Below are 24596 nucleotides of genomic sequence, written 5' to 3' on the forward strand. Positions count from 1 at the left end.
TCGGGGTCGGTGCACGGCGGCTAGCCGATCCGTGCGGTCACCTCGATCTCGACGCGCATCTCGGGGCGCAGGAGGCCCGCCACGATCACGATCGTGGCGGCCGGTCGGACATCTGCCAGCACCCGGCCGCAGACCGCCAGCACGGCCTCGGCATCGTCCCGGTCGGTGACGTAGTAGGTGGCGCGCACGAGGCCGGCGAGGCCGGTCCCGGCCTCGGCGAGAACCGAGCGGATCGTGCGCCAGCAGGCCTCGGCCTGCGCGGCGGCGCCGTCGGGCATCGTCATCGTGGCGTAGTCGTAGCCGGTCGTCCCGGACAGGTAGACGGTGTCGCCGTCGATTACCGCCCGGGAGTAGCCGTAATCCCGCTCGAACGGGGAGCCCGAGGTGATCAGCCGCCGGCTCATCCGCCGCGCAGGGCTTCCAGCACCTTGCCGCCGGCGCGGCCCGTGGGCGTCATGCCGAGCCGGCGCTCCACGTCCTTGATGGCGTCGCGCGTCTTCTGGCCGACCTTGCCGTCCGGCTCGCCGACGTCGTAGCCGCGGGCGGCCAGCCGGGTCTGGAGATCGCGCCGCTCGGCCCGCGACAGGGGCGGGTCGTCGGTCGGCCACGCCGCCTGGACGCCGGCCTTGCCGCGCAGCCGGTCGGACAGGACCGCGATGGCGAGGCCGTACGACTCGGCGGCGTTGTACGAGTAGATCGCGTCGAAGTTCTTGGTGACCAGGAAGGCCGGCCCGTCGATGCCGGCGGGCGCGATGATCCCGGCCGGCCCCTCGCCCGAGAGCGGACGGCCGTCCACGCGAGTCACGCCGAGCGACGCCCAGTGGGCGACCGGCTTCTTGTTCTTGCGCCCGGCGGCGGCGACGTTGAAGCCGCGGGGCAGCTTCACCTCGTAGCCCCAGACCTGACCGTGCTGCCACTTGGCGACGTGCAGGAAGTTCGCCGTGGAGGCGACGGCGTCGGCCGTCGAGTCGACCACGTCGCGCCGCCCGTCGCCGTCGCCGTCGACGGCGAGGCGGTGATAGGTGGTCGGCATGAACTGGGTCTGGCCGAAGGCGCCCGCCCAGGAGCCGGTCAGCCGCTCCGGCGCGATGTCGCCGCGCTCGATGATCCGCAGGGTGGCGATCAGCTCGCCGCGGAAGAAGTCCCGGCGGCGGTTGTTGGAGCAGGCCAGCGTCGCCAGCGACTGCACCAGGGGCATCTTGCCGAGGTTCTTGCCGAAATTCGACTCGACGCCCCAGACCGCCGCGATCGTGTACCGGTCGACCCCGTAGCGCGACTCGGCCTGGGCGAGCGCCGCCGCGTTCTGGCGCATGGCCGCGCGCCCGTCCTCGACCCGCTCGTCGTCGACGAGCGCCGCCATGTAGTCCCAGATCGGCGTCTTGAATTCGGGCTGCGCCTGGGACAGCTCGATCACCTTGTCGTCGTAGCTGATGCCGCTCGTGGCGGACCGGAAGGTCTGCGCCGAGACGCCCGCCGCCGCCGCCTGGGACTGGATGCCGGCGAGGCAGCTGTCGAAATCGGCCCGCGCCGGCAGGCTCGCCAAGGGCAGGACCGCGATGCCGGCGAGCAGCCCGAGCGCGCGCGCCGTCCTCGGTCCCGTCGGGTGCTTCGGCATGCTGACGATCCTCACGATGCGGAACGGAGTCTGGGCGCGGATTCAGGCGACATGTGGGTTAACGAACGGTGAGGAAACCCGCCTTACCTTGACCCATCTGCCTACCAACCGGTAGGTTGATGCGGAGCCGGCCCGCCAGTGGTCGGCCCCACCGAGCAGGGAGACAGGACGCATGATGAAGGACTGGAATCAGTACGGCGCCGAGCTCGTCAGCACGCTCGGGCGCATCGGTGCGGTGAGCCCGGACCTCCTCAAGGCCCACGATCAGCTCGCGGCGGCGGCCCCGACCGAGCGCAAGCTGGACGCGAAGACCCGCGAGCTGATCGCCCTCGCGGTGGCGGTGACGACCCGGTGCGACGGCTGCATCGCCGTGCATTCCGACGCCGCCCGCAAGGCCGGCGCGAGCAAGGAGGAGGTCGTGGAGGCGCTGGGCGTCGCGGTGGCGCTGAACGCCGGCGCCGCCCTGGTCTACACCGCCCGCGCCTTCGAGGCGTTCACCGGCGAGGCCGGCTGAACCGGCCGACCCGGGGCCGCGCCCCGGGACCTCGGGCGGCGCCGTGGCGCGTCATCGGGGCGGCCCGACGGCCCGGCCTTCGCCTCCCAGGCGGTCCAGATAGGCGCAGAGCATGTCGGCCAGGGCGTCCGCGCGGGTCTCCAGGGCGGCCTCGTCGCGGATCGACTCCGAGATGCGCTCGCCGACCGTGCCGAGCGTCGTCGCGATGATCTCGCCCGCGACCTGACGCTCCGCCTCGGGAACCGCCGGAAGGGCCGCGTGCAGGAACTCGCGGAAGGCCTGCGCGCCGGCCAGCTGCGGCTCCGCGGCCTCGGGCGCGTCGCGATAGGCGGGGGCGGCCGCGTCGAGGGCCCGGCGCATCGCGGCCTCCGCGCATTCCGAGCGCACGAAGGCGTGGACGGCGGCGCGCAGGCGCGCGCCGGGCGCCGTCGCGGGATCCGTCAGGATGCCGGCGAGGAGGGCGGTCGTGTCCCGCCACTCGTCGCTCTGCAACTGGAACAGGATCGCCGCCTTGTTGGGGAAGTACTGGTAGAGCGAGCCGATGCTGACGCCCGCGCGCTCGGCGACCCGCGCCGTCGTGAAGCGCTCCGCGCCGACCTCCCCCAGAACCTGAGTGGCCGCCTCCAGAACGGCCGCGACGAGGTCGCTGGAGCGCGCCTGCCGGGGCTGCTTTCGCTTGGAAATTCCGAGACTTGGCCGGTCGGGCATGGGGTGGTGCTCGGAACGCGAATAGGCGGGGGCAGGGGGCAGCGGTACTCTGCGTCGTGTTCAGTTGAACACGCAAGACGGACAGCAACGCGCCATGTCACTCTCAGCTTCCACACTCGCCGAACCGCGTATCGCCTCGCTGCTGGACAGTCTCTTCGTGCAGGCAGAGGCATCCTCACCGTTGAGCGCCGTCGGGGATCTCTCGGCGGACGAGCGGACGCGGCTCATGGGAAGCCGCACCGGCTACCGGGACTTCTACAGCCGGCTCAAGGACATGCCCCTCGCGGTCTCGCGGGAGACCGGCCGGCTGCTCTACATGCTCGCGCGGACCCGCCGGGCGCGCTCGATCGTCGAGTTCGGCACCTCCTTCGGCCTCTCGACCCTTCACCTCGCCGCGGCCCTGCGCGACAACGGCGGCGGCCGGCTCATCACCTGCGAGTTCGAGCCGTCCAAGGTGGTGCGGGCGCGGGCGAACCTGATGGCGGCCGGGCTCGCGGATCTCGTCGAGTTCCGCGAGGGCGACGCCCTCCAGACCCTCGGCCTCGACCTGCCCGACTCGGTCGACCTGCTGCTCCTCGACGGGGCGAAGGGGCTCTATCCGGAGGTTCTCAGCCTCGTGGAGAGCCGCCTCGGGCCGGGCGCGCTCGTGGTCGCCGACAACGCGGACCACAGCCCGGACTACCTGGCACGGGTGCGCGCGCCGAGCCGGGGCTACCTGTCGGTGCCGTTCGCCGACGACGTCGAACTGTCCATGCGGCTCGGGTGAGGCCGCATCCGGGTCGGACCGGCGGTCGCCTCAGCGCGACGCGACCGCCGTCGGGACGCGGATACCGCCGCTCAGGCCCACGCGCGCTGGGCGAGCTTCTGCTCGTAGGCTTCGATGGACGAGACGCGCTCGAGGGTCAGCCCGATCTCGTCGAGTCCGTTCAGCAGGTTGTGCTTGCGGCCCTCGTCGATGTCGAAATGCAGGGTGCCGCCGTCCGGTCCCCGGATCGTCTGCGCCGCCAGATCGACCGTCAGGGTGGCGTTCGCGCCGCGCTCGGCGTCCTCGAACAGCTTCTCCAGGTCCTCGGGCGACACGACGATCGCCAGGATGCCGTTCTTGGCGCAGTTGTTGAAGAAGATGTCGGCGAAGCTCGTGGAGATCACGCAGCGGATGCCGAAATCGGCCAGCGCCCAGGGCGCGTGCTCCCGGGACGAGCCGCAGCCGAAATTGTCCCCGCACACCAGGATCTTGCTGTTCCGGTAGGCCGGCTGGTTGAGGATGAAGTCCGGGTTCTCGGAGCCGTCCTCGCGGTAGCGCATCTCGGCGAACAGGCTCTTGCCGAGCCCGGTCCGCCGGATCGTCTTCAGGTACTTCGCCGGGATGATCCGGTCGGTATCGACGTTGATCGTCCGCAGGGGCGCCGCGACGCCCTCCAGGGTGGTGAACTTTTCCATCGTCTGACGGCTCGTGTCGGTGGTCTCTCTGCCGGGCGGTTTAGCAGCCGCCGGCCCGGGCCGGAAGCGTCAGGCGAGGTCGGGCGCCGTCGACCGGGACAGGGTCCCGTCGTGGAGGGCCGAGGCGACCAGCGCCCCGGCGATCCCGGCCGCCCGCAGTGCCCGCAGGTCGTCCGGGCCGCGCACGCCGCCCGCCGCGTAGAGGCGGCGATCCGGCGCCCGCGCGCGCAGGGCTCCCAGGGCCCCGAGGTCCGGGCCGGCCCCGGCGCCGACCTGCGCCAGCGTCATGGCGATCACCTCCGGCGGCCAGAGCGCCGGATCGTCGTGGAGGGCCGCCGGGCCGAGCCGCTCCGCGCCGCGCGTGTCGAGGGAGAACACCGCCCGGTCGCCGAGCCGCGTCACGAGGTCGGCATCCGCCTGGCTCTCGCTGCCGATCACCGGGCGGCCCAGGCCGGAGGCCAGGAACGCGTCGACGCCCGCCGGCTCGGCGAAGCCCGCATCGACCCACAGGCTGACGCCCGGGCAGGCGCGGGCGATCGCCTCCAGGGCGCGGAGATCGGGCGCGGCGCGATCGATGATCGCGTCGAGATCGGCGACGTAGAGGATGGCGGCGGGCCACGCGTCGCGCAGCCCCCGGGCCACCGCGTCGGGCGCCGAGCCCTTTGCCAAGGGCGTCTCGATCGGGGCATAGGAGGAGCGCTCGCCCCGGCGCGCCCGCACCACGCGGCCGCCCCGGAGATCGAGCACCGGGATCACCGCGAAGCCGGGGCGCCCGATCCTGTGGTCCATCGAGGCGCTCATCGCGGTCCCATGCGCTCATCAAACCCAACGACGATCGGGTGGGACCTCGGCGGGGTCCACGTCAAGGTCGCCCTGGTCGAGGACGGCCGGGTCGCGGCCGCCGCCCAGGTGCCGTGCCCGCTCTGGCAGGGCCTGCCGGCCCTCGACCGGGCGCTGGAGGCCGCCCCCGACTGGGCCCGCGGCGCGGCGCTCCACGCCGTGACCATGACGGGCGAGCTGACCGACTGCTTCGCCGACCGGCGCGCCGGCGTCGCGGCGCTCGCCGGGTGGGCCGGATCGCACCTCGCCGGGACCGTGCGGATCTACGCCGGGCGCTCGGGCTTCGTCGCCCCGGAGGCGGCCGCGTCCCGCGCGGCGGACGTGGCCTCGGCCAACTGGCACGCCACCGCGGCGCTCGCCGGCCGGCACGTCCCGGACGCGCTCCTGATCGATATCGGCTCGACCACCGCCGACCTGATCCCGGTCGTGGGCGGACGGCCGGCCGCGACCGGCTACAGCGACGCCGAGCGGCTGGAGACCGGCGAGCTCGTCTATACCGGCGCGGTGCGCACGCCGGTGATCGCGCTGTCCGACCACGCCCCCTTCGCGGGCCGCCGGACCCGGCTGATGACCGAGACCTTCGCCCACATGGCGGACGTCTACCGCATCCTCGGCCTCCTCCCCGAGGGCGCCGACCAGCAGCCGAGCGGCGACCGCAAGGGCAAGACGGTCGCCGAGAGCGAGACCCGGCTCGCCCGGATCGTCGGGCGGGACCGGGCGGAGGCGCCCGGAGCGGCCTGGACGGCGCTCGCCGCCCACTTCGCGGAGGCGCAGCTGCGCCTGCTGCACGACGCGGCGGCGGAGATCCTCAGCCGGCCCGATCTCGGCGCGGACGCGCCCCTCGTCCTGTGCGGCGCCGGCGCCTTCGTGGGCGCCCGCCTCGCCGAGCGGCTCGGTCGGCCCTCGACGCCGCTGGCGGCGCTGCTGGCGGACCGGATCGGCGGCGCGCGCGACGGGATCTCGACCTGTGGACCGGCGGTGGCGGTCGGCCTCATCGCCGCGGAGGAGGCAGTCGCATGAGTGCAATCAAGATCCTGGCCCGGATCCTGACGGCCCGGGTCGGGCCGCATATCGAGCTGGCCGTGGAGACGGAGACCGGGGAGGTGCTGAAGGTGCTCGCCACCGAGGACCAGGTCGACCGGCTGGTCGACGAGCTTGAGGACATCCTCAACTCGCCCGCCGACCCGGAGGATGACGGGCCGCCCCAGGCGGCCTGAGGCCCCGGGCCCCGCCGGTCGCCATGAGCCTGATCGCCGCCAAGATCGTCGTCACGCCGACCCTGATGTGGGCCGTGTCGGCGGCCGCGCGCCGGTGGGGCAGCCTCGTCGGCGGCCTGCTCTCGGGCCTGCCGCTCACCTCGGCACCGATCTCGATCTACCTCGCTGCCGAGCAGGGCGAGCGCTTCGCCGCCGAGGCGGCGATCGGCTCGGTGGAGGGACTCGGCGCGGTCACGGTCAGCTACCTCGCCTACGCCGTCTCCGCGCCGCGGACGGGGAACCTCGCGTCCGCGCTGCTCGCCCTGGCGGCCTTCGTCCTCGCGGGCGCGCTGCTGCACGGCGTGGTCCAGCCCGGCCTGTGGCTCGCCACGGCGATCGACCTGCCGGCGATGGCGCTGGTGGTCGCCCTGTGCCGGCCGGCCGCCGGGACCGCGGCGCCGGTCCGCCGGGCGCGCCCGCCGCGCTGGGACATGCCGGCCCGGCTCGCGGCCGCCACCGCCCTGGTCCTGCTGGTCTCGGGTCTGGCGCCGCATCTCGGCTCGGGCCTGAGCGGCGTCCTGGCACCGATCCCGATCATCTCCTGGCCGCTCATCGTCTTCGCCCGGGCGCAGGACGGGGTCGGCGCCGCGCTGGACGTGGTGCGCGGCAGCGCCCAGGGCGCCTTCGGCGTGCTGGCCTTCTATGTCTGCGTGCACCTGCTGCTCGGGCGGATCGACCCGGTCGCGGCCTACGCCGCGTCGATCGCGGTGTCGGCGGCCTGCGTGCTGCCGTGGCTGGTCGCCCGGCGCCGCCCGCGGGCCGCCTGACCGGGCCGCGCCGACGCGACCGCCGAGGAGAATCATGCTGCCCGATACGGGGATCCCGCCCCTCACCCCGGGCTACGCGGCGGTGCCGCGGGGCCATCTCGCCACCGTCGTCACGAGCCTGGAGATGCACCGGCCGCCGCCGCCGCGTCCCGGACGGCCGCTCCCGCCCGGCCTCGCCCTCGAGCCGCTGGCGGGCACCGACCCGGAGACCTACCGGACCCTGTTCCGGGAGGTCGGCGCCGACTGGCTGTGGTTCTCGCGCCTCACCCTGGCGGACGGGGCGCTGGCGGCGATCCTGGCCGACGGCGATGTCGAGATCTTCGCGCTCCGGCGCGACGGGCGGAACCTCGGCATGCTGGAACTGGATTTCCGCCAGCCCGGCACCTGCGAGCTGGTCTTCCTCGGATTGACCGACGACGCGGTCGGGACCGGGATCGGCCGCACGCTGATGAACGCGGCGATCGGCCGGGCCTGGGCGCGCCCGATCACGCGGTTCTGGGTGCATACCTGCACCCTGGACCATCCCGGGGCGCTCGCCTTCTACCGGCGCTCGGGCTTCGTCCCCTTCGCGGTCCACGTCGAGGTCGCGCCCGATCCGCGGCTCGACGGGACTCTGCCGCGCGACTGCGCCCCGCACGTGCCGCTGCTCGGCTGAGGCGATGCGGGATCCGGACACGAAGAGACCCGCGGCCTCGCGGCCGCGGGTCTCGTGTCGCCGATCGTGCGCGCCCGGTCAGGCGGCGGTGCGCTTGCGGGCTTCCTGCTTCGTGTCGACGCCGGCCGCTTTGATCTCGGACAGCTTCTGCGCGACGTTGCGCGAGAACACGAACTCGGCCGGGCGCTGGTTCTCCAGGCTGACCTCGGGGGCCATCGCGCCGTCGGTCTTGATGCCGCGAATCGCGTGCACCAGCGGCTTCCAGGGCTTGCGGACCGAATCGACGACCGACGAGGCCTCGTACCCCGAGTGGACCATGCAGTCGGCGCACTTCTCGTAGTTGCCGGTGCCGTAGGCGTCCCAGTCGGTGGTCTCCATCAGCTCCTTGAAGGTCGCCGCGTAGCCCTCGCCGAGCAGGTAGCAGGGCTTCTGCCAGCCGAACACGGTACGGGTCGGGTTGCCCCACGGGGTGCAGTGGTAGGTCTGGTTGCCGGCCAGGAAGTCGAGGAACAGGCCAGACTGCTGGAAGGTCCACTTCTCGCGGCCCTTCTCCTTGCCGTGCCGGAACACGCCGCGGAACAGCTCCTTCGTCGCCTTCCGGTTCAGGAAGTGCTTCTGGTCGGGAGCGCGCTCGTAGGCGTAGCCGGGGGAGACGGTGATGCCGTCGATGCCCATCCGGGTCACGCTGTCGAAGAAGTCGGCGATCTTCTCCGGCTGGGAATTGTTGAAGAAGGTGCAGTTGATGGTGACGCGGAAGCCCATCTCCTTGGCCTTCGCGATCGCCGCCACGGCCTTGTCGTAGACGCCGCGCTGGCACACCGACTGGTCGTGCATCTCCTTGTCGCCGTCCAGGTGGATCGACCACGTGAAGTACGGGCTCGGCTTGTACTCCTTGATCTTCTTCTCGAGGAGCAGCGCGTTCGTGCAGACGATCGCGAACTTCTTCTGGGCGATGATGCCCTCGACGATCTGCGGCAGGTCCTTGTGCAGGAGCGGCTCGCCGCCGGCGATCACCACCACCGGGGCGCCGCACTCGCGCACCGATTCGAGCGCGTCGGCGACCGGCAGGCGCTTGTTCAGGATCTCGTCCGGGTAGTCGATCTTGCCGCAGCCGGCGCAGGCCAGGTTACAGCGGAACAGCGGCTCCATCATCATCACAAGCGGGTAACGCTTGCGGCCCGTGAGGTGCTGCTTCAGGATGTAGCCGCCGATCTTCGCGACGTACCGGAGGGGGATACCCAAGATTGCGGCTCCTTACTTCATCGACCCCGGGGCGTCGGGGTGCTTAACGCGAAAAAATCTCGAATTCCAGCGATCTAGCTTGGAACTAATCTGAAACGACCCCGTTTGGGCGGGGCGATGACATCTTATTCCGCTCCTGACGCAACGGTGCCACATGGACTGCGGGTGCGAAGTCCGTGGACGGAAGCGCCCGATCGTTGAGGACAGCACGTGCATTGCGTCGGCAATACGACCGAAATCCCAGGATTCGGGAGGCCGCGCCTGAATCGCCGTGCGCTAGCGCACACGGGCGGGCGCGGGATGCGCGCCGCGGCGGCCGCGTTGCAATCTGGCATCGCCCTCTTTACTGAGCCTCGTGGCCGCGATGCAAGTCCTGGCCCGCGATCGGTGTCCGGATCGCGGACCGCATCGGGCGAAGTCAGTCGGGTGCCGGACGCGCGCGGCGCGTTCGGATCGGGCGGTGCGGCGGTCCTCGAACCCGATGCGCGCCCGATCGGATCGCGGAGCGATCGCGCGGCGGAGCCCTGAGCCCGACGGCGTCGGTGGCCCGGGTTCGGACCGGACGGATGGCAGGAGCCGGTCGCGCGCGGGGCGCGTCCGATGCGAACAGGCAGGGTGCTCGTGATCGAAAGTCTCGTCGCGTTCTCGGTGCGGTATCGGTGGATCGTGATCGCCCTCACGGCGTTCCTCACGGTCGCGAGCCTCGGAGTCGCGGCGCACCTGTTCCGAATCAACACCGACGTCGAGCGCCTGATCGACCCGAAGGAGCCGTGGCGGCAGGACGAGATCAATTTCGAGAAGGCGTTCCCGCAGCGCAGCAACACCATCGTGGCGGTCATCAACGGCGAGACGCCCGAGGAGACCGAGGAGGCGGCCGCCAACCTCGCCAAGGCGCTCACGGCGCACAAGAACCTGATCGAGACGGTGTACCGGCCCGACGGCGGCCCGTTCTTCAACAAGAACGGCCTGCTGCTGATGTCTCAGGCGGAGCTCGACAAGACCCTGGAGGCGCTGACCCAGCAGCAGGGTCTGCTCGGACCGCTCGCCGCCGACCCCTCGCTGCGGGGCATCATGCGGGTGCTGACGCTGGGCGCGCGCGGCGTGAAGACCGGCGACGCGAAGATCGAGGATCTCGAGAAGCCCATGGGGCAGATCGACGCCACCCTGCAGAAGGTGCTGGCCGGTCAGCCGGCGCGGATGTCCTGGCAGGAGCTCCTGTCGGGGGGTGAGACCAGCGTCACCGACAAGATGAAGTTCGTGGTGATCCAGCCGGTCCTCGACTTCAACGCCCTGGAGCCCGGCTACCAGGCGACCAAGCTGATCCGCAACGTCGCCAAGGATCTGGGGATCGACGCCCAGAACGGCCTGCGGATGCGCCTGACCGGCACGGTGGCGGTGGCGGACGAGGAGTTCGCGACGCTGTCGGAGGATGCCGGCCTCAACAACAGCATCATCGTCGGCGCGATCGTGCTGTTCCTGTGGCTGGCCCTGCGCTCGGGCAAGCTCGTCGGCGCGGTGATCATCACCACCTTCGCGGGCCTCGTGGTCACGGCCGCCCTGGGCCTCGTCATGGTCAAGGAGCTGAACCCGATCTCGGTGGCCTTCGCGGCCCTGTTCGTCGGACTCGGCATCGATTTCGGCATCCAGTTCTCGGTCCGCTACCGGGCCGACCGCTACGAGCAGCCGACGCTGGAGAGCGCGATCCGCGCCGCGGCCCGGGGCGTGGGCTGGTCGCTGACGCTCGCCGCGGTGTCGCTGGTGGCGGGCTTCTTCGCCTTCCTGCCCACGGCCTTCCGGGGCGTGTCGGAGCTGGGCCTGATCGCCGGCGTCGGCATGATCGTGGCCTTCGTGTTCTCGCTGACCCTGCTGCCGGCGCTGATCGCGGTGTTCAAGCCGGTCGGCGAGAAGGCGGCGGTGCAGACCGAGTGGCTCGTCGGCGTCGATCCGTGGATCATCCGGCACCGCAAGCCGATCCTGATCGTCGTCGGCCTGATCACCCTGGCCGGCGCTCCGCTGCTCTGGCACCTACCGTTCGACTCGAACCCGATGCACCTGCGCAGCCCCAAGACGCAGTCCATCGCGACCTACCTGGACCTGATCAAGAATCCCGAGACGAGCCCGAACTTCATCGACGTGCTGGCGCCCAGCGTCGAGGCGGTCCCGGCGCTGTCGAAGACGCTGCTGGCGCTTCCGGTGACGGCCTCGGTCAACAGCATCGACACCTTCGTGCCGCGGGATCAGGACAAGAAGCTGGCCCAGATCGCCGACACGGCCCAGCTCCTCGACCCGGTGCTCAATCCCGGCCGCCGGCCGCCGCCGCCGACCGATGCCGACAACGTCAAGGCGCTCAAGGACGCCGCCGCGGCGCTCAACGGGCTCACCGCCGACGCCAAGGGGGACGCGAAGGGCGCCCAGCAAGCGAAGCAGCTCGCCGGCACCCTCGACAAGCTCGCCGCCGGCCCGGTGCAGATGCGCGAGGCGGCCTCGGTGGCGCTGACCAAGGACCTGGTGCCGCTGCTCGCGCGCCTGCGCGACCTGCTGCATCCCGAGAAGATCACGCTGGAGAACCTGCCGCCGCAGCTCAAGGCCGACTGGGTGGCGGCGGACGGCCGGGCGCGCATCGAGGTCCACCCGAAGGGCGACTCGAACGACGACACGGTGCTCCGCCGGTTCTCGGACGAGGTCCTGAAGGTCGCCCCGCACGCCACCGGCGCGCCCGTGGCCACCACGCAGTCGAGCTACACGATCCTGGGCGCCTTCGTGCAGGCGGCGGTGACGGCCTTCGTGCTGATCTTCGTCATCCTGTCGGTCGCCCTGCGCAAGCCGTGGGACGTGGCGATGACCCTCGGCCCGCTGGTGATCGCGACCCTCTGGACGCTGATGGCGATGCGCATCGTCGGCATGCCGCTGAACTTCGCCAACATCATCGCCCTGCCGCTGATGCTCGCGGTCGGCGTGGCGTTCCACATCTACTACGTGATCGCGTGGCGGGCGGGCGTGACCGACATGCTCGCCTCCAGCCTGACCCGGGCGATCTTCTTCTCGGCGCTGACCACGGGCAGCGCCTTCGGATCGCTGGTCCTGTCGAGCCATCCCGGCACGGCGAGCATGGGCAAGCTGCTGGCGCTGTCGCTGTTCTTCACCCTGGTGGCGGCGTTCTTCGTGGTGCCGGCGACCCTCGGCGAGCCGCCCGAGCAGCCCGACGAGGATCGTCCGGAAGCCGAGAAGGCGGCCGGCGCGGCCCTGCGCAAGACCGCCGCGCACCAGGATCCGGTGCCGGCCAAGTAGGAGGGGCCGAACCGCGCCGGCCCGCGCCCCGGGGCATCCTCAGAGGGCCTTCTCGAAGAAGTGGTCCGGGTAGGGGTCGTCGTTGAAGCGGTCGATCTCCACCCAGCCCGACCGCCGGTAGAGCGCTAGGGCCTCGGGCAGGGCGCTGCTGGTGTCGAGGCGCAGCGTCCGGATCCCGAGGTCGCGGGCGGCGGCCTCGACCTGTTGCATGAGCCGCTTGGCGAGGCCCAGCCCGCGGGCCGCGGGATCGATCCAGAGCCGCTTGATCTCCGCCACCGCGCCGCCGCTCCCCTTGAGCCCGACGCATCCGACCGGAAGGCCGTCCGCGATGGCGAGCAGGAAGGTGCCGCGCGGGCGCACCAGGGCGCCGGCCTCGGGGTCGCACGACAGGGCGACGTCGAACCCGCCGGCGAATCGGCTCGCCAGCTCGGCGTAGTAGGCGGCGAGGCAGGCGCGGGCGGACGCGCTCGCGGGATCGGCCTCGGTGATCGCGATGGCGTCGCGGCCGAGGACCAGGGCGATCCGGTCCATGGCGTGCAAGAGCGCCGACACCTGCGGCGCGCGCTCCAGCAGGGCGACGGCGCGGGCATCCGACAGCGCCTCGTAGGCCGCGAACTCGCGCCGCCCGGCCTCGGTCAGGGACGCGACCCGGCGGCGGGCATCCGCGGGATGCGGTGCGGTCGCGACCAGTCCCTCCTCCTCCAGGCCGCGCAGGAGACGGCTCATCAGGCCGGAATCGAGACCGAGATAGGCGCGGATCTCGCCGATCTCCGCGCGCCCCGCCCCGACGGCGTTCAGGACGCGCGCCGCCCCCAGGGGACGGCCTCGGCCGAGGAACGAGGAGTCGAGCGCGCCGACCTCGGCGGTGACGGCGCGGGCGAAGCGGCGGACGCGGGCGATCTCGGCAGGATCCATGGTATCTGACTAAAGTCAGATATCGGCCTGGATCAACCCAGGAAGTCGGAGAACCCGCCGCGGGCCGCGCCCGACGCGCCGGCGGCCGACAGGGACGCGGGGGTGATCAGCGCGTCCCGCTCGTCGGCGTAGCGGTAGCCCGGCGCCTCGCCGGGGAAGCCGCCGGCGGTGGCCGGGTGGGTGTAGAGCTCGGTCAGCCCGTCCGGGAGTTCGGCCAGCAGAGCCGCGACGCGGGCGGGCGTCATCGCACCGGACCACGCGAGGCCGAGGGTGCGGTCGGGGATCAGCAGCCCGGCCTGCCGGGCGCGGACGGCGAGCAGCGCCGCCCAGGGGGCGATGTCGAGGGCCGGCCGTGGCCGGGCACCGGGCTCGGCGCGGCGCAGGATCTCCCGCGGCTCCCGGGGTACCCGCAGGGCGCGCATCCCGAAGTCGCGGCCGATGCGCAGCACCGCCCCGGCGATCAGCGGGTGGACGTGGAAGTGCTTGTGGGCGTTGACGTGGTCCAGCGGCAGGCCGGTCGCCCGGTAGGCCTCGAACTGCGCGCGGATCTCCGCGGCGAGCTGGCGCCGGGCCGCGGGCCTGCGGGCGAAGTCGAGGCCGAGGCGGGCCATGTCGGCGCGCATCAGGCCGGCCGCGTCGGTCAGGTCGGGCAGTTCGGCGGCCGGCAGGGTCGGCCACGCCTCCACGAGGACGAGGTGCAGCCCGACGCGCAGGGACGGCAGCCGTTTGGCCCGGGCCACCGCGTCGGCGGCGGCCGGCGCCGAGACCATCAGGCTCGCCGCCGTGAGGATCCCGTCGCGATGGGCCTGCTCGACGGCCTCGTTGACCTCGGGGCTCAGCCCGAAATCATCCGCGGTGACGACCAGACGCTTCACGCAAACCTCGTAACGGGTGTCGACGGGTCCAGGGCGGAGCCCTGGAAGAGGTGCGGGGCTCTGCCCCACACCCCGCCGGGGCCGTGGGCCCCGGACCCCGGACTTACGCCGCCTTGGCGGTGCCCTGACGCTCCTTGAGGAAGCGGTAGAACTCGACGCCCTCGCGCAGGCGGCGCTTCATCATGTCGGGCGAGCGCACCATCTCGCTGACGATCGAGGCGATCTTCGGAGCCCGGAAGTAGAACTTCTTGTAGAACTCCTCGACCGAGGTGAAGATCTCGGTGTGCGAGAGGTGCGGGTAGTGCAGCGGCGCGACCTGCACGCCGTTCTCGTCGACGAGCTCGGCGTTCTCGATGTCGAGCCAGCCGTTCTCCACCGCCTGCTTGTACAGGAAGGTGCCGGGGTAGGGGGCCGCCAGCGAGACCTGGATCGTGTGCGGGTTGATCCGCTTGGCGAAGGCGATCGTCTCCTGGATCGTCTCCTTGGTCTCGCCCGGCAGGCCGAGGATGAAGGTGCCGTGGATGGCGATGCCCAGGTCGTGGCAGTCCTTGGTGAACTTCTCGGCGACCTCGACCCGCATACCCTTCTTGATGTTGTGCAGGATCTGCTGGTTGCCGGACTCGTAGCCGACCAGCAGCAGGCGCAGGCCGTTCTCCTTGAGCACCTTCAGGGTCTCGCGCGGCACGTTCGCCTTGGCGTTGCACGACCACGTGACGCCCAGCTTGCCGAGCTCGCGGGCGATCTCCTCCGCGCGCGGCAGGTTGTCGGTGAAGGTGTCGTCGTCGAAGAAGAACTCCTTGGTCTGCGGGAACTCCTTCAGGCAGTACTTGATCTCCTCGATCACGTGCGCGACCGAGCGGGTGCGGTAGGTGTGGCCGCCGACCGTCTGCGGCCAGAGGCAGAAGGTGCAGCGGCTCTTGCAGCCCCGGCCGGAGTAGAACGAGATGTACGGGTGCTTCAGGTACCCGATGAAGTACTTCTCCATCTCCAGGTCGCGCTTGTAGACGCTGGTGACGAAGGGCAGCTGATCCATGTCGGTCATGATCTCGCGGTCCTCGTTGTGGACCACGACACCGTTGGCGTCGCGATAGGACAGCCCCTTGATCTCCGACATCGGGACGCCCTCGGCGACTTCCTTGACGGTGAAGTCGAACTCGTTGCGGGCGCAGAAATCGACCACCGGGGCCTGGGCCATCGCGCCGGCGGCGTCGACCGCGACCTTGGCGCCGATCAGGCCGGCGATGAGCTTCGGGTTGGCGGCCTTGAGCGCCTCGATCGTCTTCACGTCGGACTTGAACGACGGCACCGAGGTGTGGAGCACGACGAGGTCGAAGTCGTTGGCCTGGGCCACGATCTCGGCGAGCTTGATGTTGTGCGGCGGCGCGTCGATCAGCTTCGAGTTCGGCACCAGGGCGGCCGGCTGGGCCAGCCAGGTCGGGTACCAGAACGACTTGATCTCGCGCTTGGCTTGGTAACGGGAGCCGGCACCGCCGTCGAAACCGTCGAAGGTGGGGGCCTGGAGGAAGAGCGTGCGCATGGGGTTCAAGGCCTCAGGGCAATGCCGGGGGGAGGGCGGAGGACGAGGGAGCCGGGTTCAGCGGAGCGGCGCGCCGGCATCGCGGCCGAGTTCGGCGTCCGGGATCAGGGTGCCATCCGCAACCACGTGATAATCGTGACCTTTCCATGTCACCGCCCCCGACACGAAGGCCCAGGAGAAGTTCAGGAAGGAGAGGATGTCGCGGATCGGCAACAGTCCGTAGGGGTGCGGGGCGAGGCCGAAGGCCCGCTCCAGCTGCCGGCAGAGCAGCACGCGGCTCGCCAGCGCCGCGGCGGCGACCCAGAGCGCGCCGGTCCCAGCGCCGGGCAGGAGCGCGCCCAGCAGGGCGAGGGGAAAGGCGTGGGTGACGATCGAGCCGGCGTAGCCGGCCGGGTCGACGGTGCGGATCGTCCGGTTCCAGCGCAGCTCGTGCCGCCACAGCCCGGAGAGATCGGTGTCGACGCTGGTGTGGCCGATCGTGAAGCTCGGGATCACCACGCGGCCGCCGAGTCCGCGCAGGGCCGCGCCGATGGCGTAGTCGTCCGCCAGATCGTTGCGGAAGGTTCGGAAGCCGCCGACCGCCTCCAGGCTCGCCCGGGTGAAGGCCACGGTGGAGCCGAAGCAGGGCTTCGCCAGCCCGAGGCTCAGGCCCATCACCACGTTGGGCAGGAAGTGGGTGTCGATCGCGAGCGTCGAGAGCTGATCGTACAGGCCCCGGAAGGCCGGGACGCCGTGGTACAGGCAGGTCACGCCGGTGACGCCGTCCTGCGACAGCTCCGCGACGAGGCGCTCCAGGTAGTCGGGGCCGACCACCATGTCGCTGTCGGCCAGCACCACCACGTCGTGGGCGATGGCCTCGGCCATGTTGATCAGGTTCGAGACCTTGCGGTTCGATCCGTGCTGCCGGCCGTCGATCACGAGGTCGATGCGGGCCTCCGGATAGGCCTGCTGCAGGCGCTCGACCACGCCGATCGCGGGATCGGTGGGCTTCTGGACGCCGAACACGACCTGGACCGGCCCGGCGTAGTCCTGGCGCAGAACGGTCTCGAGATTCGCGTAGAGGTTGGGCTCGAGGCCGCAGAGCGGCTTCAGCACGGTCACGGAGGGCCGCGGGGCTCCCCCGGGGAGCGCCGGCGGGCGTCGGCCCGCGTAGCGGCCCGCGCAGATGGCGGCGGCCAGCCCGTAGACGCAGCCCGCCGCCGCCAGGATCAGGCAGAGCAGCGAGAGCCACGAGAGGCCGTGCAGCGCCAGGGAGGAGACATCCATCCGGTCGGGTCCGTGCGGTCGTCCGGCCGCCGAGGCGGCGATGGCCGCGAGCGGCCGGTTCAGGTCGGCGCTGGCGCCGGCGATCCTCAGGGGGTCGGCTTGGCCGCGAGCATGCCGTCGGTCCGCGCCCGGAGGAACTTCACGACGCCGTCGGCGCCCCCGGACTTCAGCGGCGCCGACAGGGCGTTCCGCTGCGCGGCGATCTCGCTGACGTCGCCGTTGAGCAGGACGTCCTGGATGCGGTTGTCGGCGTTGACGACGAAGTCCACGGCCGAATCGTCGCCGTCCGCGGCGGTGACGCGGGTCGGCACCACGCGCTGGGCGCCCCGCTCCTCGACCTTCGGGGTCACGTCGAACTTGCCGCCGGCGGCGCGGGCCAGCCGGTTGGCGTAGGTCACGGTCAGGCTGCGCTTGAACGCGTCGATCACCGCCGCCTGCTGCTCGGGGGTGAAGCTCGACCATTTCGAGCCCACCGCGATGCGGGTCATGGCGGGGAAGTCGAACGCCTTGTCGAGCGCGGGGCCGACGGCCTCGACCCGGGCCGGCAGGGGGCCGGGCCCGTCCTTCAGCGCGGCCGAGAAGGCGGCGTAGAGGTCGCGCACGGTCTGAACGGCCGGATCGTCCGCGGCCCGTGACGGGGCCGGGACGAGCAGGGTCAGGGCCAGGGGTGCGGCGACGAGGGCGGCCGCGAGCCGGCGGGTCAGGCGCACTTCTTCAACTCCTCGCCGTCGCCGAGCCGCGCCCCCATGCGCGGCGGGGCGTAGCTGTAGAACGGGCCGAGGGTGGCGGGCTGCGCGACCCTCTTGGCCTTGCGCCCGGCCTCCGGCTCCGGCTCGCGCGCCTCTTCCTCGGGCGCCTCGGACCGGAGCCTGGACTCGATCCGGTGCCAGAGCAGGAGGCTCGGGAGCCCGACGCCGAGATCGGCGAAGCGCTTGACCAGCGAGAGGGCGAGCGCCGCCTCGGCCGGGATATCGAACAGGCCGCACAGGGCGATCAGGCCGCCCTCCTGCGCGCCCAGGGCGCCGGGCACCGCGAAGGCCGCGCCGCGCACGGCCTGGGCGAGGCTCTCGATCATGAGCGCCTGCGCGAAGTCGATCGGGTAGCCCATGAACCGCAGGCAGACATAGACCTCGAGCGTGCCGATCACCCAGCCAACGAGGTGGACCGCGAGAGCCGCCGCGAAGCGACCGTGGTTGCCGTAGAGCCGGCGCAGGCTGTCGTAGAGCTGGTCGATGGCGCCGAAGGCGCGCCACTCGCGCCCGGAGGCGAAGCGGCTGAGCAGGGCCTGGATCAGGCGGTGACCGGCCCGGCGCTGGATCAGGTAGAACGCGCCGAGGGCCGGGACCGCCAGGGCCAGCCCGCCCTCGACCGTGTGGGCGATCGGCCCGTCGCCGGAGATCAGGACCAGCAGGGCGAGTCCGGCCACCGTGAACAGGAGCTGCGTCAGCGCCTGGGTCATCAGGTCGACGAACATGCTGGCGCCCGCGAGCGCGCCCGGGACGTTGCGCTTCGACAGCAGGCGGGCGCCGACGAAGTCACCGCCGACGGTGGCGACCGGCAGCAGCGTGTTGATGCCCTCGCGGACGAAGCGGAGCGAGACGCAGTCGGCGAGCTTGGTCGCGCCGGCGGGGAACACGACGTACCAGCCGAGTCCCGCCCAGGCGACGGCCACGAGGCGCGCCAGCACCACGAGGGCGGCGCCCCAGCCGGCGCTCACGACGGCGGCCGACACGTCCTCCAGGCCGGAGGACATGAACAGGCCGACGACCGTGCACAGACCGGCGATCGAGGCCAAGGTCGTCAGGCGCTTCATTGTCGTCTTTCAAGCTCGCATAAGGCTTGATGCGGGAAATCGGTCACGGTCGCGGCAGAAATAGGTCCGCCGGGCCGGGAACGTTTCTGTCACGTTGCAGCACGGATTAGCGGTGTCTATCACCCGTTTGACACACCGGGGGCCAAAGCGGCGGCCGGGCCGAGAAGCCCGCGCAGAAGGCCGCGGCACGTCGCAGAAGGGGCACACGTCATGGAGCGCGAATCACCGATCACGGCCCTGGAGGCCGTGACCGACGACACGCATGCGGGCGGCTTTCCGGGCGGGACCGGACCCGGCGTGCCGGCTCCGCAGTCGCCGGTGATGGCCTGGAACGAGTGGGATCCGCTGGAGGAGGTGATCGTCGGCTCGCTCGACGGCGCCACGATCCCGACCCACCACCTGACGGTGATCTTCAACCTGCCGCGCGCCGCGCAGCCGTTCTACCGGCTGGCGAGCGGCTGGAAGTATCCGAAGTTCATGAAGAAGCTCGCCCAGGCCGAGCTCGACAACTTCATCACCATCCTGGCCGGCGAGGGCGTGAAAGTCCGCCGCCCCGACGCGGTGGATTTCTCCAAGAAGTTCAAGGCGCCGCGCTGGTCCTCCCGCGGCTTCTGCGTCGCCTGCCCGCGCGACCCGTACCTCGTCATCGGCGACGAGATCATCGAGAGCCCGATGTGCTGGCGCTCGCGCTACTTCGAGGGCGACGCCTACCGGTCGCTGTTCAAGGAGTACTTCCGCGCCGGCGCCCGCTGGACCTCCGCGCCGCGCCCGCAACTGACCGACGACCTCTACAACTACGATTACCGGGTGCCGAACCTGAAGGCCGGCGAGCCCATGCAGTTCACGGTCAACGAGTTCGAGCCGGTCTTCGACGCCGCCGACTTCGTCCGCTGCGGCCGCGACCTGTTCGTAACCCGCTCCAACGTGACCAACCTGATGGGCATCGAGTGGCTGCGCCGCCACCTCGGCCCGGGCTTCCGCATCCACGAGATCGAGAGCCGCTGCCCGCAGCCGATGCACATCGACTCGTCGTTCATGCCGCTGGCGCCCGGCAAGGTGCTGGTGAACCCGGACTACGTCGACGTCGAGAAGCTGCCGGCCGTGCTCAAGAAGTGGGACGTGCTGATCGCCCCGCGCCCCGACCCGGTCGAGGGCTTCATGAGCAAGATCTCGATGTGCTCGCCCTGGACCTCGATCAACGTCCTGGCGATCACCGAGAAGAAGATCGTCGTCGACCAGAGCCAGCCGACGCTGATCAAGGCGCTCAAGGACTGGGGCTTCGACCCGATCCCGGCGCCGTTCCTCAGCTACGGCCCGTTCGGCGGCTCGTTCCACTGCGCGACCCTCGACGTCCGCCGCCGGGGCGTGCTGAAGTCGTACTTCTAGGACCGGCCCGCCGTCGTCCCGGGGCGCCGCGAGCGCCCCGGGACGACGGGCGACGTCGCGCGGCGCCTACCGCGCCGCGATGCCCGCGATCAGCGCCGCGTTGAACCCGTCCGGGTCGGACATCTGCGGCGCGTGGCCGAGATCCGGGAACTCCACGAGCCGCGCGCCCGGGATGGCCCTGGCGGCCGCCTTGCCGAGTTCGGGATAGTTGCCGAGGCTCGCCCGCACCTCCGGCGGCGCGAGGTCCTTGCCGATCGCCGTGTTGTCCTTCTGGCCGATCAGGAGCAGCGTCGGCACCGCGATCTGCGGGAACCGGTAGACCACCGGCTCGGTGAGGATCATGTCGTAGAGCAGCGCCGAGTCCCAGGCGACCGCCTCCTTGCCGGGGCCGCCGTTGAGGCCCGCCAGCATCGTGACCCAGGGCTCGTAGCGGGGCTCCCAGGCGCCGGCGTAGTAGGTCGCCGTCTCGTAGGCCCGGATCGAGGCCGCCGTCACCTTCAGCTCGCGCTGGTACCATTGCTCGACCGAGGTCGGCGGCACGCCCTTGGCGGCCCAGTCCTCCAGGCCGATCGGGTTGACCAGCACGAGCTGCTCCACCGCCTTCGGGTAGAGCAGGGCGTAGTGGGCGGCCAGCATGCCGCCCGTGGAGTGGCCGACCAGGATCGGGCGCTCGATCCCGAGCTTGGCCAGGAGCGCGTGGGTGTTCTCGGCGAGCTGCCGGAAGGTGAACTGGTAGGCCGCCGGCTTGCTCGACTTGCAGAAGCCGATCTGGTCCGGCGCGATCACCCGGTACCCGGCCGCGCTGAGCGCCCGGATCTGGCTCTCCCAAGTGGCGGCGCAGAAGTTCTTGCCGTGCAGCAGCACCGCGGTCCGGCCGTTCGGCGTCGCCGGGCGGACATCGAGATAGGCCATCTGCAGCGGCTGGCGCTGCGAGGTGAACAGGAACCGCTCCACCGGGAACGGGTAGGCGAAGCCCTCGAGTTCCGGCCCGTAGGTCGGCTGCGGCAGCGGCTCGGCGGAAGCGGGTCCCGCCGGCAGCAGGGCCAGCGGGGCCAGCAGGACGGAGGCGAGGAGGTTTCGGAGCATGGCCGCGTCGGAGCCTGGTCTGCGAGCGGCGTGCGGCGCCGCGCCGCCCGCTCAGATCGGTCATCCGGGCGCCCCTGTCCACGCCCCGCGGAGCGCCGCAGCTTCGCGCCCGCCGCGGCGCGCGCTATCTCCCGGGGGCGACCGTCTCTCGCCGCGGATGTCCCGATGCTGCGCCTCACCACCCTGACCGCCCTCGCCGGCGCGCTCCTCCTCGGGCCCGCCCCGGCCCGGGCGGCGGATGCCTGCGACGCCCTGGCCGCGCGGGTGATCCGCACCACCGGCGCCTCCCTGGCCGGCCGGGCCGGGCCCGTCGCGGTGTTCCGGGCGCAGGATGCCGAGCGGCTGAGCCTCGACTGCCGCGCCCCGGCCCGGATCACCGTGGCCTCCCGCGACCGCGAGCCGGCGCCGGCCTACTTCGTCCTGATCGGCCGCGCCGCGCAGGCGCTTGCCGGGGCGGACGCCGCCGTGATCGAGGTGCTGGCGCTCAACCTTCACCAGGCCAGCCTGCTGGCGGATGCCCCGCGCCGGGGCGGCGCCGGCCGGATCCTGATGCTGTGCGAGACCGGCCCGCGCACCGACGCCCTCCGGGACGACCGCACGGTCTGCCGGGTCGCGCCACGGCCCGGGCTTTCGCGGATCCGCCGCGCGGGCTAGACGGGCCGGCATGTCGAAGATCGAGACACCCGGCCCCGTCGTCCAAGTCGGCGACGCGCGCTTCGCCAACCACCTGCCGCTGACGCTGATCGCCGGCCCGTGCCAGCTCGAAGGGCGCCAGCACGCCCTGGAGATCGCCGCCGCCCTCAAGGAGATGGCCGCGGGCCTGGGCGTCGGCCTCGTGTTCAAGACCTCCTTCGACAAGGCCAACCGCACCTCGGGCAGCGCCGCCCGGGGCATCGGCCTCGACGGGGCGCTCCCGGTCTTCGCCGAGATCCGCGAGACCCTCGGGCTGCCGGTGCTGACCGACGTGCACGCCGCCGAGCAGTGCGCCCGCGCCGCCGAGGCGGTGGACGTGCTCCAGATCCCCGCCTTCCTGTGCCGCCAGACCGATCTGCTGCTGGCCGCCGCCGCGACCGGCCGGGCGGTCAACATCAAGAAGGGCCAGTTCCTGGCGCCCTGGGACATGAAGCACGTCGCCGCCAAGGTGACGGAGGCGGGCAACCCCAACGTCATCGTCACCGAGCGCGGCGCCTCCTTCGGCTACAACACTCTGGTCTCGGACATGCGCAGCCTGCCGATCATGGCGCAGGTCACGCAGGGCGCGCCGGTGGTGTTCGACGCCACCCACTCGGTGCAGCAGCCCGGCGGGCAGGGGGCGAGCTCCGGCGGCCAGCGCGAGTTCGTCGCCGTCCTCGCCCGCGCCGCCGTGGCGGTGGGCGTGGCGGGGGTGTTCATCGAGACCCATCCCGACCCGGACCGCGCGCCCTCCGACGGCCCCAACATGGTGGCGCTGAGGGACATGCCGGCCCTGCTCGAGGAGCTCCTCGCCTTCGACCGCCTCGCCAAGCGCCGGACCGCCTGACCGGATCAGGCGGCCGCCGGCTCCAGGACGTGGATCCGCAGGGGCTGGACGAGGCCGAACGTCCCGTCGGCCTCGCGCGCCGCGGCGCCGAGGAAGGCCTCCGCGACGACGGGCCGCCGGTCCCGGATGGTCGCCTCGCGGGCCGGGTCCACGGCGCTGACGCGGGCGAGGAACGCGTCGAGGGAGTCGAAGCGCTCGCGCCGCTCGATCGTCGCGTCGCGGCGGCACGTGTAGGCGCCGCGGGCGAGGGCGGCCGCGATGGCGTCCTGGGCGGCGGCGCGGACCGCGGTCTCGTCCTCGATCGGCCGCAGCGCCTCGAAGAAGCTGCCCTCCGCCAGGGGCTCGACCACGACGAGCCGTCCGCCCGGGACCAGCACGCGGGCCGCCTCGGCGAGGGCCGCCGCCGGGTCCGGGACGTGGTGGAGGGCGTTCAGCATCACGGCGCCGTCGAAGCTGGCGTCGGGGAAGGGCAGGGCCTCGCCGGTCGCGGCCTCGAAGCGCGCCTCCGGCACGGCGTCCCGCGCCCGGGCGAGCGCCGCCGCGCCGGGGTCGATCCCGGTGACGCGCGCGCCGGCGTCGACCAGTCGCCGCGCCAGCGCCCCGGGGCCGCACCCGATATCGACGATCCGCTTGCCGGCCAGCGGCGCGAGGCTCTCGCGGATCAGGGTCAGGGCATCCATCGTCGGTCCTCCGCGAGGATCCGTAGCACGGGCGGGCGGGGAGAGGAGGGATTTCCTCCGCGCGCGCCGGGCGGTCGTCGCGGCCTCAGGACAGAAGTCTCGCGCGGCGCAGTCGTCACGCCCGCCCTGAACGGCACCGCGCAAGAGTTCGGAGGCAGTTCCCGCAGAGGCGCCCAAGCTTGACCGAAGTCGACGGAGAGGCGGGAACGATGAACGGCGGTTCATAATCCTGCCCGCGTGCGGATCCGCACGCAAGCACGTCATGAAATCTGGAACTGTCCGGGTGCGGCCACGTTATTGGGCATGTTCGATCGAGGATCGAGAAGGAACACTATGCGCAAGATCGGTATCATCGCCACCGCTGCCGCCATGGCTCTCGGCAGCGTCGCCGTCACGACCAGCGCCGAGGCGCGTCCCTACGGCTACCACGGCGGCTACGGCGGCTACGGCCACGGCTACTACCGCGGCCGTCGCGGCATCGGCACCGGCGCCGCCATCGGCCTCGGCATCGCCGGCCTCGCGGCCGGTGCGATCGCCGCCGGCGCGGCCCGCGACAGCTACTACGGCGGCGGCTACGGCTACGCCCCGTCCTACGGCTACGGCTACGCCCCGGTCTACGGCGGCTACGGCTACGCGGCCCCGGGCTACGGCTACTACGGCTACGGCTACTGAGATCGGAGATCCGAGAGGATCGGGGGCGACCGGCGCGAGCCGGTCGCCCTTTTCGTTTGTCCGATCAGCGTCCGCGGTAGGGCGGGACGCCCGGGTCCGGCAGCCACGCGGTCTTCGGCAGCTCGCCCGTCTGCCAGAACACGTCGATCGGGATGCCGCCGCGGGGATACCAGAAGCCGCCGATGCGCAGGTAGCGCGGCTCCAAGAGGTCGCGGAGCCGCTTGCCGATCGCCACCGTGCAATCCTCGTGGAACGCGCCGTGGTTGCGGAACGACCCGAGGTAGAGCTTCAGCGACTTCGACTCCACGAGCCAGTCGCCGGGCACGTAGTCGATCACGAGGATCGCGAAGTCCGGCTGCCCGGTGACCGGGCAGATCGAGGTGAATTCGGGCGCGGTGAACCGGGCGACGTAGTCGGTGTCCGCGTGCGGGTTCGGGACCCGGTCGAGCCGCGCCTCCTCGGGCGAGGCGGGGAAGGGCGTCGGCTGGCCGAGCTGGAGATCGTCGGTGGAGGTCATGGCCG

The 24596-nt window shown here is 71.9% G+C and carries 26 protein-coding genes; 11 read left to right on the plus strand and 15 right to left on the minus strand.

Features of this window, described 5'->3' with window-relative positions:
* Positions 1-20: 20 nt before the first annotated feature.
* Entirely contained in the window at positions 21-404 is a 384-nt protein-coding gene (locus BKE41_RS05700; protein ID WP_024830876.1) for a RidA family protein, read from the minus strand.
* A complete protein-coding gene (locus BKE41_RS05705) occupies positions 401-1615 on the minus strand; it encodes a lytic murein transglycosylase (protein WP_175654116.1) in 1215 nt (404 codons plus the stop codon). The genes BKE41_RS05700 and BKE41_RS05705 overlap by 4 nt, the downstream gene beginning before the upstream one ends.
* 172 nt (positions 1616-1787) lie before the next feature.
* Here BKE41_RS05705 and BKE41_RS05710 point away from each other — a divergent pair, with 172 nt between their 5' ends.
* Positions 1788-2129, plus strand: coding sequence for a carboxymuconolactone decarboxylase family protein (locus tag BKE41_RS05710; RefSeq protein ID WP_012317963.1), 342 nt, complete (start codon positions 1788-1790; stop codon positions 2127-2129).
* A gap of 51 nt (positions 2130-2180) precedes the next feature.
* On the opposite strand, the gene BKE41_RS05715 is transcribed toward BKE41_RS05710, so the two are convergent.
* Positions 2181-2837 carry a TetR family transcriptional regulator gene (locus tag BKE41_RS05715; protein WP_043073243.1) on the minus strand — a complete coding sequence of 219 codons (657 nt, stop codon included), beginning with the start codon at positions 2835-2837 and terminating at the stop codon, positions 2181-2183.
* A 94-nt stretch (positions 2838-2931) separates the two neighbouring features.
* Here BKE41_RS05715 and BKE41_RS05720 point away from each other — a divergent pair, with 94 nt between their 5' ends.
* Positions 2932-3603, plus strand: a complete 672-nt coding sequence (locus tag BKE41_RS05720; RefSeq protein WP_012317965.1) for an O-methyltransferase — start codon at positions 2932-2934, stop codon at positions 3601-3603.
* Between the two features lie 71 nt (positions 3604-3674).
* Here BKE41_RS05720 and leuD read toward each other — a convergent pair whose 3' ends face one another.
* Positions 3675-4277, minus strand: a complete 603-nt coding sequence (gene leuD, locus BKE41_RS05725; protein ID WP_024830872.1) for a 3-isopropylmalate dehydratase small subunit — start codon at positions 4275-4277, stop codon at positions 3675-3677.
* A 69-nt stretch (positions 4278-4346) separates the two neighbouring features.
* Positions 4347-5078 carry a HisA/HisF-related TIM barrel protein gene (locus tag BKE41_RS05730; RefSeq protein ID WP_083374287.1) on the minus strand — a complete coding sequence of 244 codons (732 nt, stop codon included), beginning with the start codon at positions 5076-5078 and terminating at the stop codon, positions 4347-4349.
* Between the two features lie 9 nt (positions 5079-5087).
* Here BKE41_RS05730 and BKE41_RS05735 point away from each other — a divergent pair, with 9 nt between their 5' ends.
* The 4 genes from BKE41_RS05735 to BKE41_RS05750 are packed head-to-tail and all read left to right on the plus strand — an operon-like array spanning position 5088 to position 7795.
* Positions 5088-6137 carry a hydantoinase/oxoprolinase family protein gene (locus tag BKE41_RS05735; protein ID WP_024830870.1) on the plus strand — a complete coding sequence of 350 codons (1050 nt, stop codon included), beginning with the start codon at positions 5088-5090 and terminating at the stop codon, positions 6135-6137.
* Positions 6134-6334 (plus strand): hypothetical protein, encoded by a 201-nt coding sequence (locus BKE41_RS05740; protein WP_012317969.1) that lies wholly within the window; start codon positions 6134-6136, stop codon positions 6332-6334. The genes BKE41_RS05735 and BKE41_RS05740 overlap by 4 nt, the downstream gene beginning before the upstream one ends.
* Before the next feature lie 23 nt (positions 6335-6357).
* Positions 6358-7140 (plus strand): hypothetical protein, encoded by a 783-nt coding sequence (locus tag BKE41_RS05745; protein WP_012317970.1) that lies wholly within the window; start codon positions 6358-6360, stop codon positions 7138-7140.
* Between the two features lie 34 nt (positions 7141-7174).
* Positions 7175-7795 (plus strand): GNAT family N-acetyltransferase, encoded by a 621-nt coding sequence (locus tag BKE41_RS05750; protein ID WP_070998695.1) that lies wholly within the window; start codon positions 7175-7177, stop codon positions 7793-7795.
* Positions 7796-7873: 78 nt separating this feature from the next.
* On the opposite strand, the gene hpnH is transcribed toward BKE41_RS05750, so the two are convergent.
* The gene (gene hpnH, locus BKE41_RS05755; RefSeq protein WP_012317972.1) at positions 7874-9037 is read right to left on the minus strand and encodes an adenosyl-hopene transferase HpnH; all 1164 of its coding nucleotides are present in this window, start codon (positions 9035-9037) and stop codon (positions 7874-7876) included.
* A gap of 621 nt (positions 9038-9658) precedes the next feature.
* On the opposite strand from hpnH, the gene BKE41_RS05760 reads away from it, so the two are divergent.
* On the plus strand, positions 9659-12325 hold the full coding sequence (locus BKE41_RS05760; RefSeq protein ID WP_063110481.1) for an MMPL family transporter: 2667 nt from the start codon (positions 9659-9661) through the stop codon (positions 12323-12325).
* A 39-nt stretch (positions 12326-12364) separates the two neighbouring features.
* Here BKE41_RS05760 and BKE41_RS05765 read toward each other — a convergent pair whose 3' ends face one another.
* The 6 genes from BKE41_RS05765 to BKE41_RS05790 all read right to left on the minus strand — a co-directional run bounded on the left by BKE41_RS05765 (position 12365) and on the right by BKE41_RS05790 (position 18731).
* The gene (locus BKE41_RS05765; RefSeq protein ID WP_053622396.1) at positions 12365-13240 is read right to left on the minus strand and encodes a helix-turn-helix domain-containing GNAT family N-acetyltransferase; all 876 of its coding nucleotides are present in this window, start codon (positions 13238-13240) and stop codon (positions 12365-12367) included.
* Between the two features lie 32 nt (positions 13241-13272).
* Positions 13273-14115 carry a hopanoid biosynthesis-associated protein HpnK gene (gene hpnK / locus BKE41_RS05770; protein WP_070998697.1) on the minus strand — a complete coding sequence of 281 codons (843 nt, stop codon included), beginning with the start codon at positions 14113-14115 and terminating at the stop codon, positions 13273-13275.
* Between the two features lie 103 nt (positions 14116-14218).
* Positions 14219-15652 carry a hopanoid biosynthesis associated radical SAM protein HpnJ gene (hpnJ, locus tag BKE41_RS05775; protein ID WP_012317976.1) on the minus strand — a complete coding sequence of 478 codons (1434 nt, stop codon included), beginning with the start codon at positions 15650-15652 and terminating at the stop codon, positions 14219-14221.
* Between the two features lie 57 nt (positions 15653-15709).
* The gene (gene hpnI, locus BKE41_RS05780; RefSeq protein WP_024830865.1) at positions 15710-16918 is read right to left on the minus strand and encodes a bacteriohopanetetrol glucosamine biosynthesis glycosyltransferase HpnI; all 1209 of its coding nucleotides are present in this window, start codon (positions 16916-16918) and stop codon (positions 15710-15712) included.
* A gap of 86 nt (positions 16919-17004) precedes the next feature.
* Entirely contained in the window at positions 17005-17628 is a 624-nt protein-coding gene (locus BKE41_RS05785) for an ABC transporter substrate-binding protein (protein ID WP_012317978.1), read from the minus strand.
* Positions 17619-18731, minus strand: a complete 1113-nt coding sequence (locus BKE41_RS05790; protein WP_012317979.1) for a flippase-like domain-containing protein — start codon at positions 18729-18731, stop codon at positions 17619-17621. Before BKE41_RS05790 ends, BKE41_RS05785 begins: the two co-directional genes overlap by 10 nt.
* 210 nt (positions 18732-18941) lie before the next feature.
* On the opposite strand from BKE41_RS05790, the gene BKE41_RS05795 reads away from it, so the two are divergent.
* Positions 18942-20117 (plus strand): amidinotransferase, encoded by a 1176-nt coding sequence (locus BKE41_RS05795; RefSeq protein WP_012317980.1) that lies wholly within the window; start codon positions 18942-18944, stop codon positions 20115-20117.
* A 66-nt stretch (positions 20118-20183) separates the two neighbouring features.
* Here BKE41_RS05795 and BKE41_RS05800 read toward each other — a convergent pair whose 3' ends face one another.
* Positions 20184-21203: an alpha/beta hydrolase gene (locus tag BKE41_RS05800; RefSeq protein WP_012317981.1), complete on the minus strand. Its 1020-nt coding sequence runs from the start codon at positions 21201-21203 to the stop codon at positions 20184-20186.
* Between the two features lie 165 nt (positions 21204-21368).
* Here BKE41_RS05800 and BKE41_RS05805 point away from each other — a divergent pair, with 165 nt between their 5' ends.
* Together BKE41_RS05805 and kdsA are read left to right on the plus strand one after the other, a co-directional pair.
* Positions 21369-21857, plus strand: coding sequence for a hypothetical protein (locus BKE41_RS05805; RefSeq protein ID WP_012317982.1), 489 nt, complete (start codon positions 21369-21371; stop codon positions 21855-21857).
* Between the two features lie 10 nt (positions 21858-21867).
* Positions 21868-22722 (plus strand): 3-deoxy-8-phosphooctulonate synthase, encoded by an 855-nt coding sequence (gene kdsA / locus BKE41_RS05810; RefSeq protein ID WP_024830864.1) that lies wholly within the window; start codon positions 21868-21870, stop codon positions 22720-22722.
* Positions 22723-22727: 5 nt separating this feature from the next.
* Here the strand turns inward: kdsA and BKE41_RS05815 are convergent, their stop codons facing one another.
* Complete coding sequence (locus tag BKE41_RS05815; protein ID WP_043073250.1) at positions 22728-23402, minus strand: methyltransferase domain-containing protein; 675 nt, start codon at positions 23400-23402, stop codon at positions 22728-22730.
* A 333-nt stretch (positions 23403-23735) separates the two neighbouring features.
* Between BKE41_RS05815 and BKE41_RS05820 the strand changes: the two genes are divergently transcribed.
* On the plus strand, positions 23736-24074 hold the full coding sequence (locus BKE41_RS05820; RefSeq protein WP_012317985.1) for a hypothetical protein: 339 nt from the start codon (positions 23736-23738) through the stop codon (positions 24072-24074).
* A 64-nt stretch (positions 24075-24138) separates the two neighbouring features.
* Here the strand turns inward: BKE41_RS05820 and queF are convergent, their stop codons facing one another.
* Positions 24139-24591 carry a preQ(1) synthase gene (gene queF / locus BKE41_RS05825; protein ID WP_070998699.1) on the minus strand — a complete coding sequence of 151 codons (453 nt, stop codon included), beginning with the start codon at positions 24589-24591 and terminating at the stop codon, positions 24139-24141.
* Between the last annotated feature and the right edge of the window lie 5 nt (positions 24592-24596).

The organism is Methylobacterium sp. C1, from assembly GCF_001854385.1.
Taxonomy (GTDB): Bacteria; Pseudomonadota; Alphaproteobacteria; order Rhizobiales; family Beijerinckiaceae; genus Methylobacterium; species Methylobacterium radiotolerans.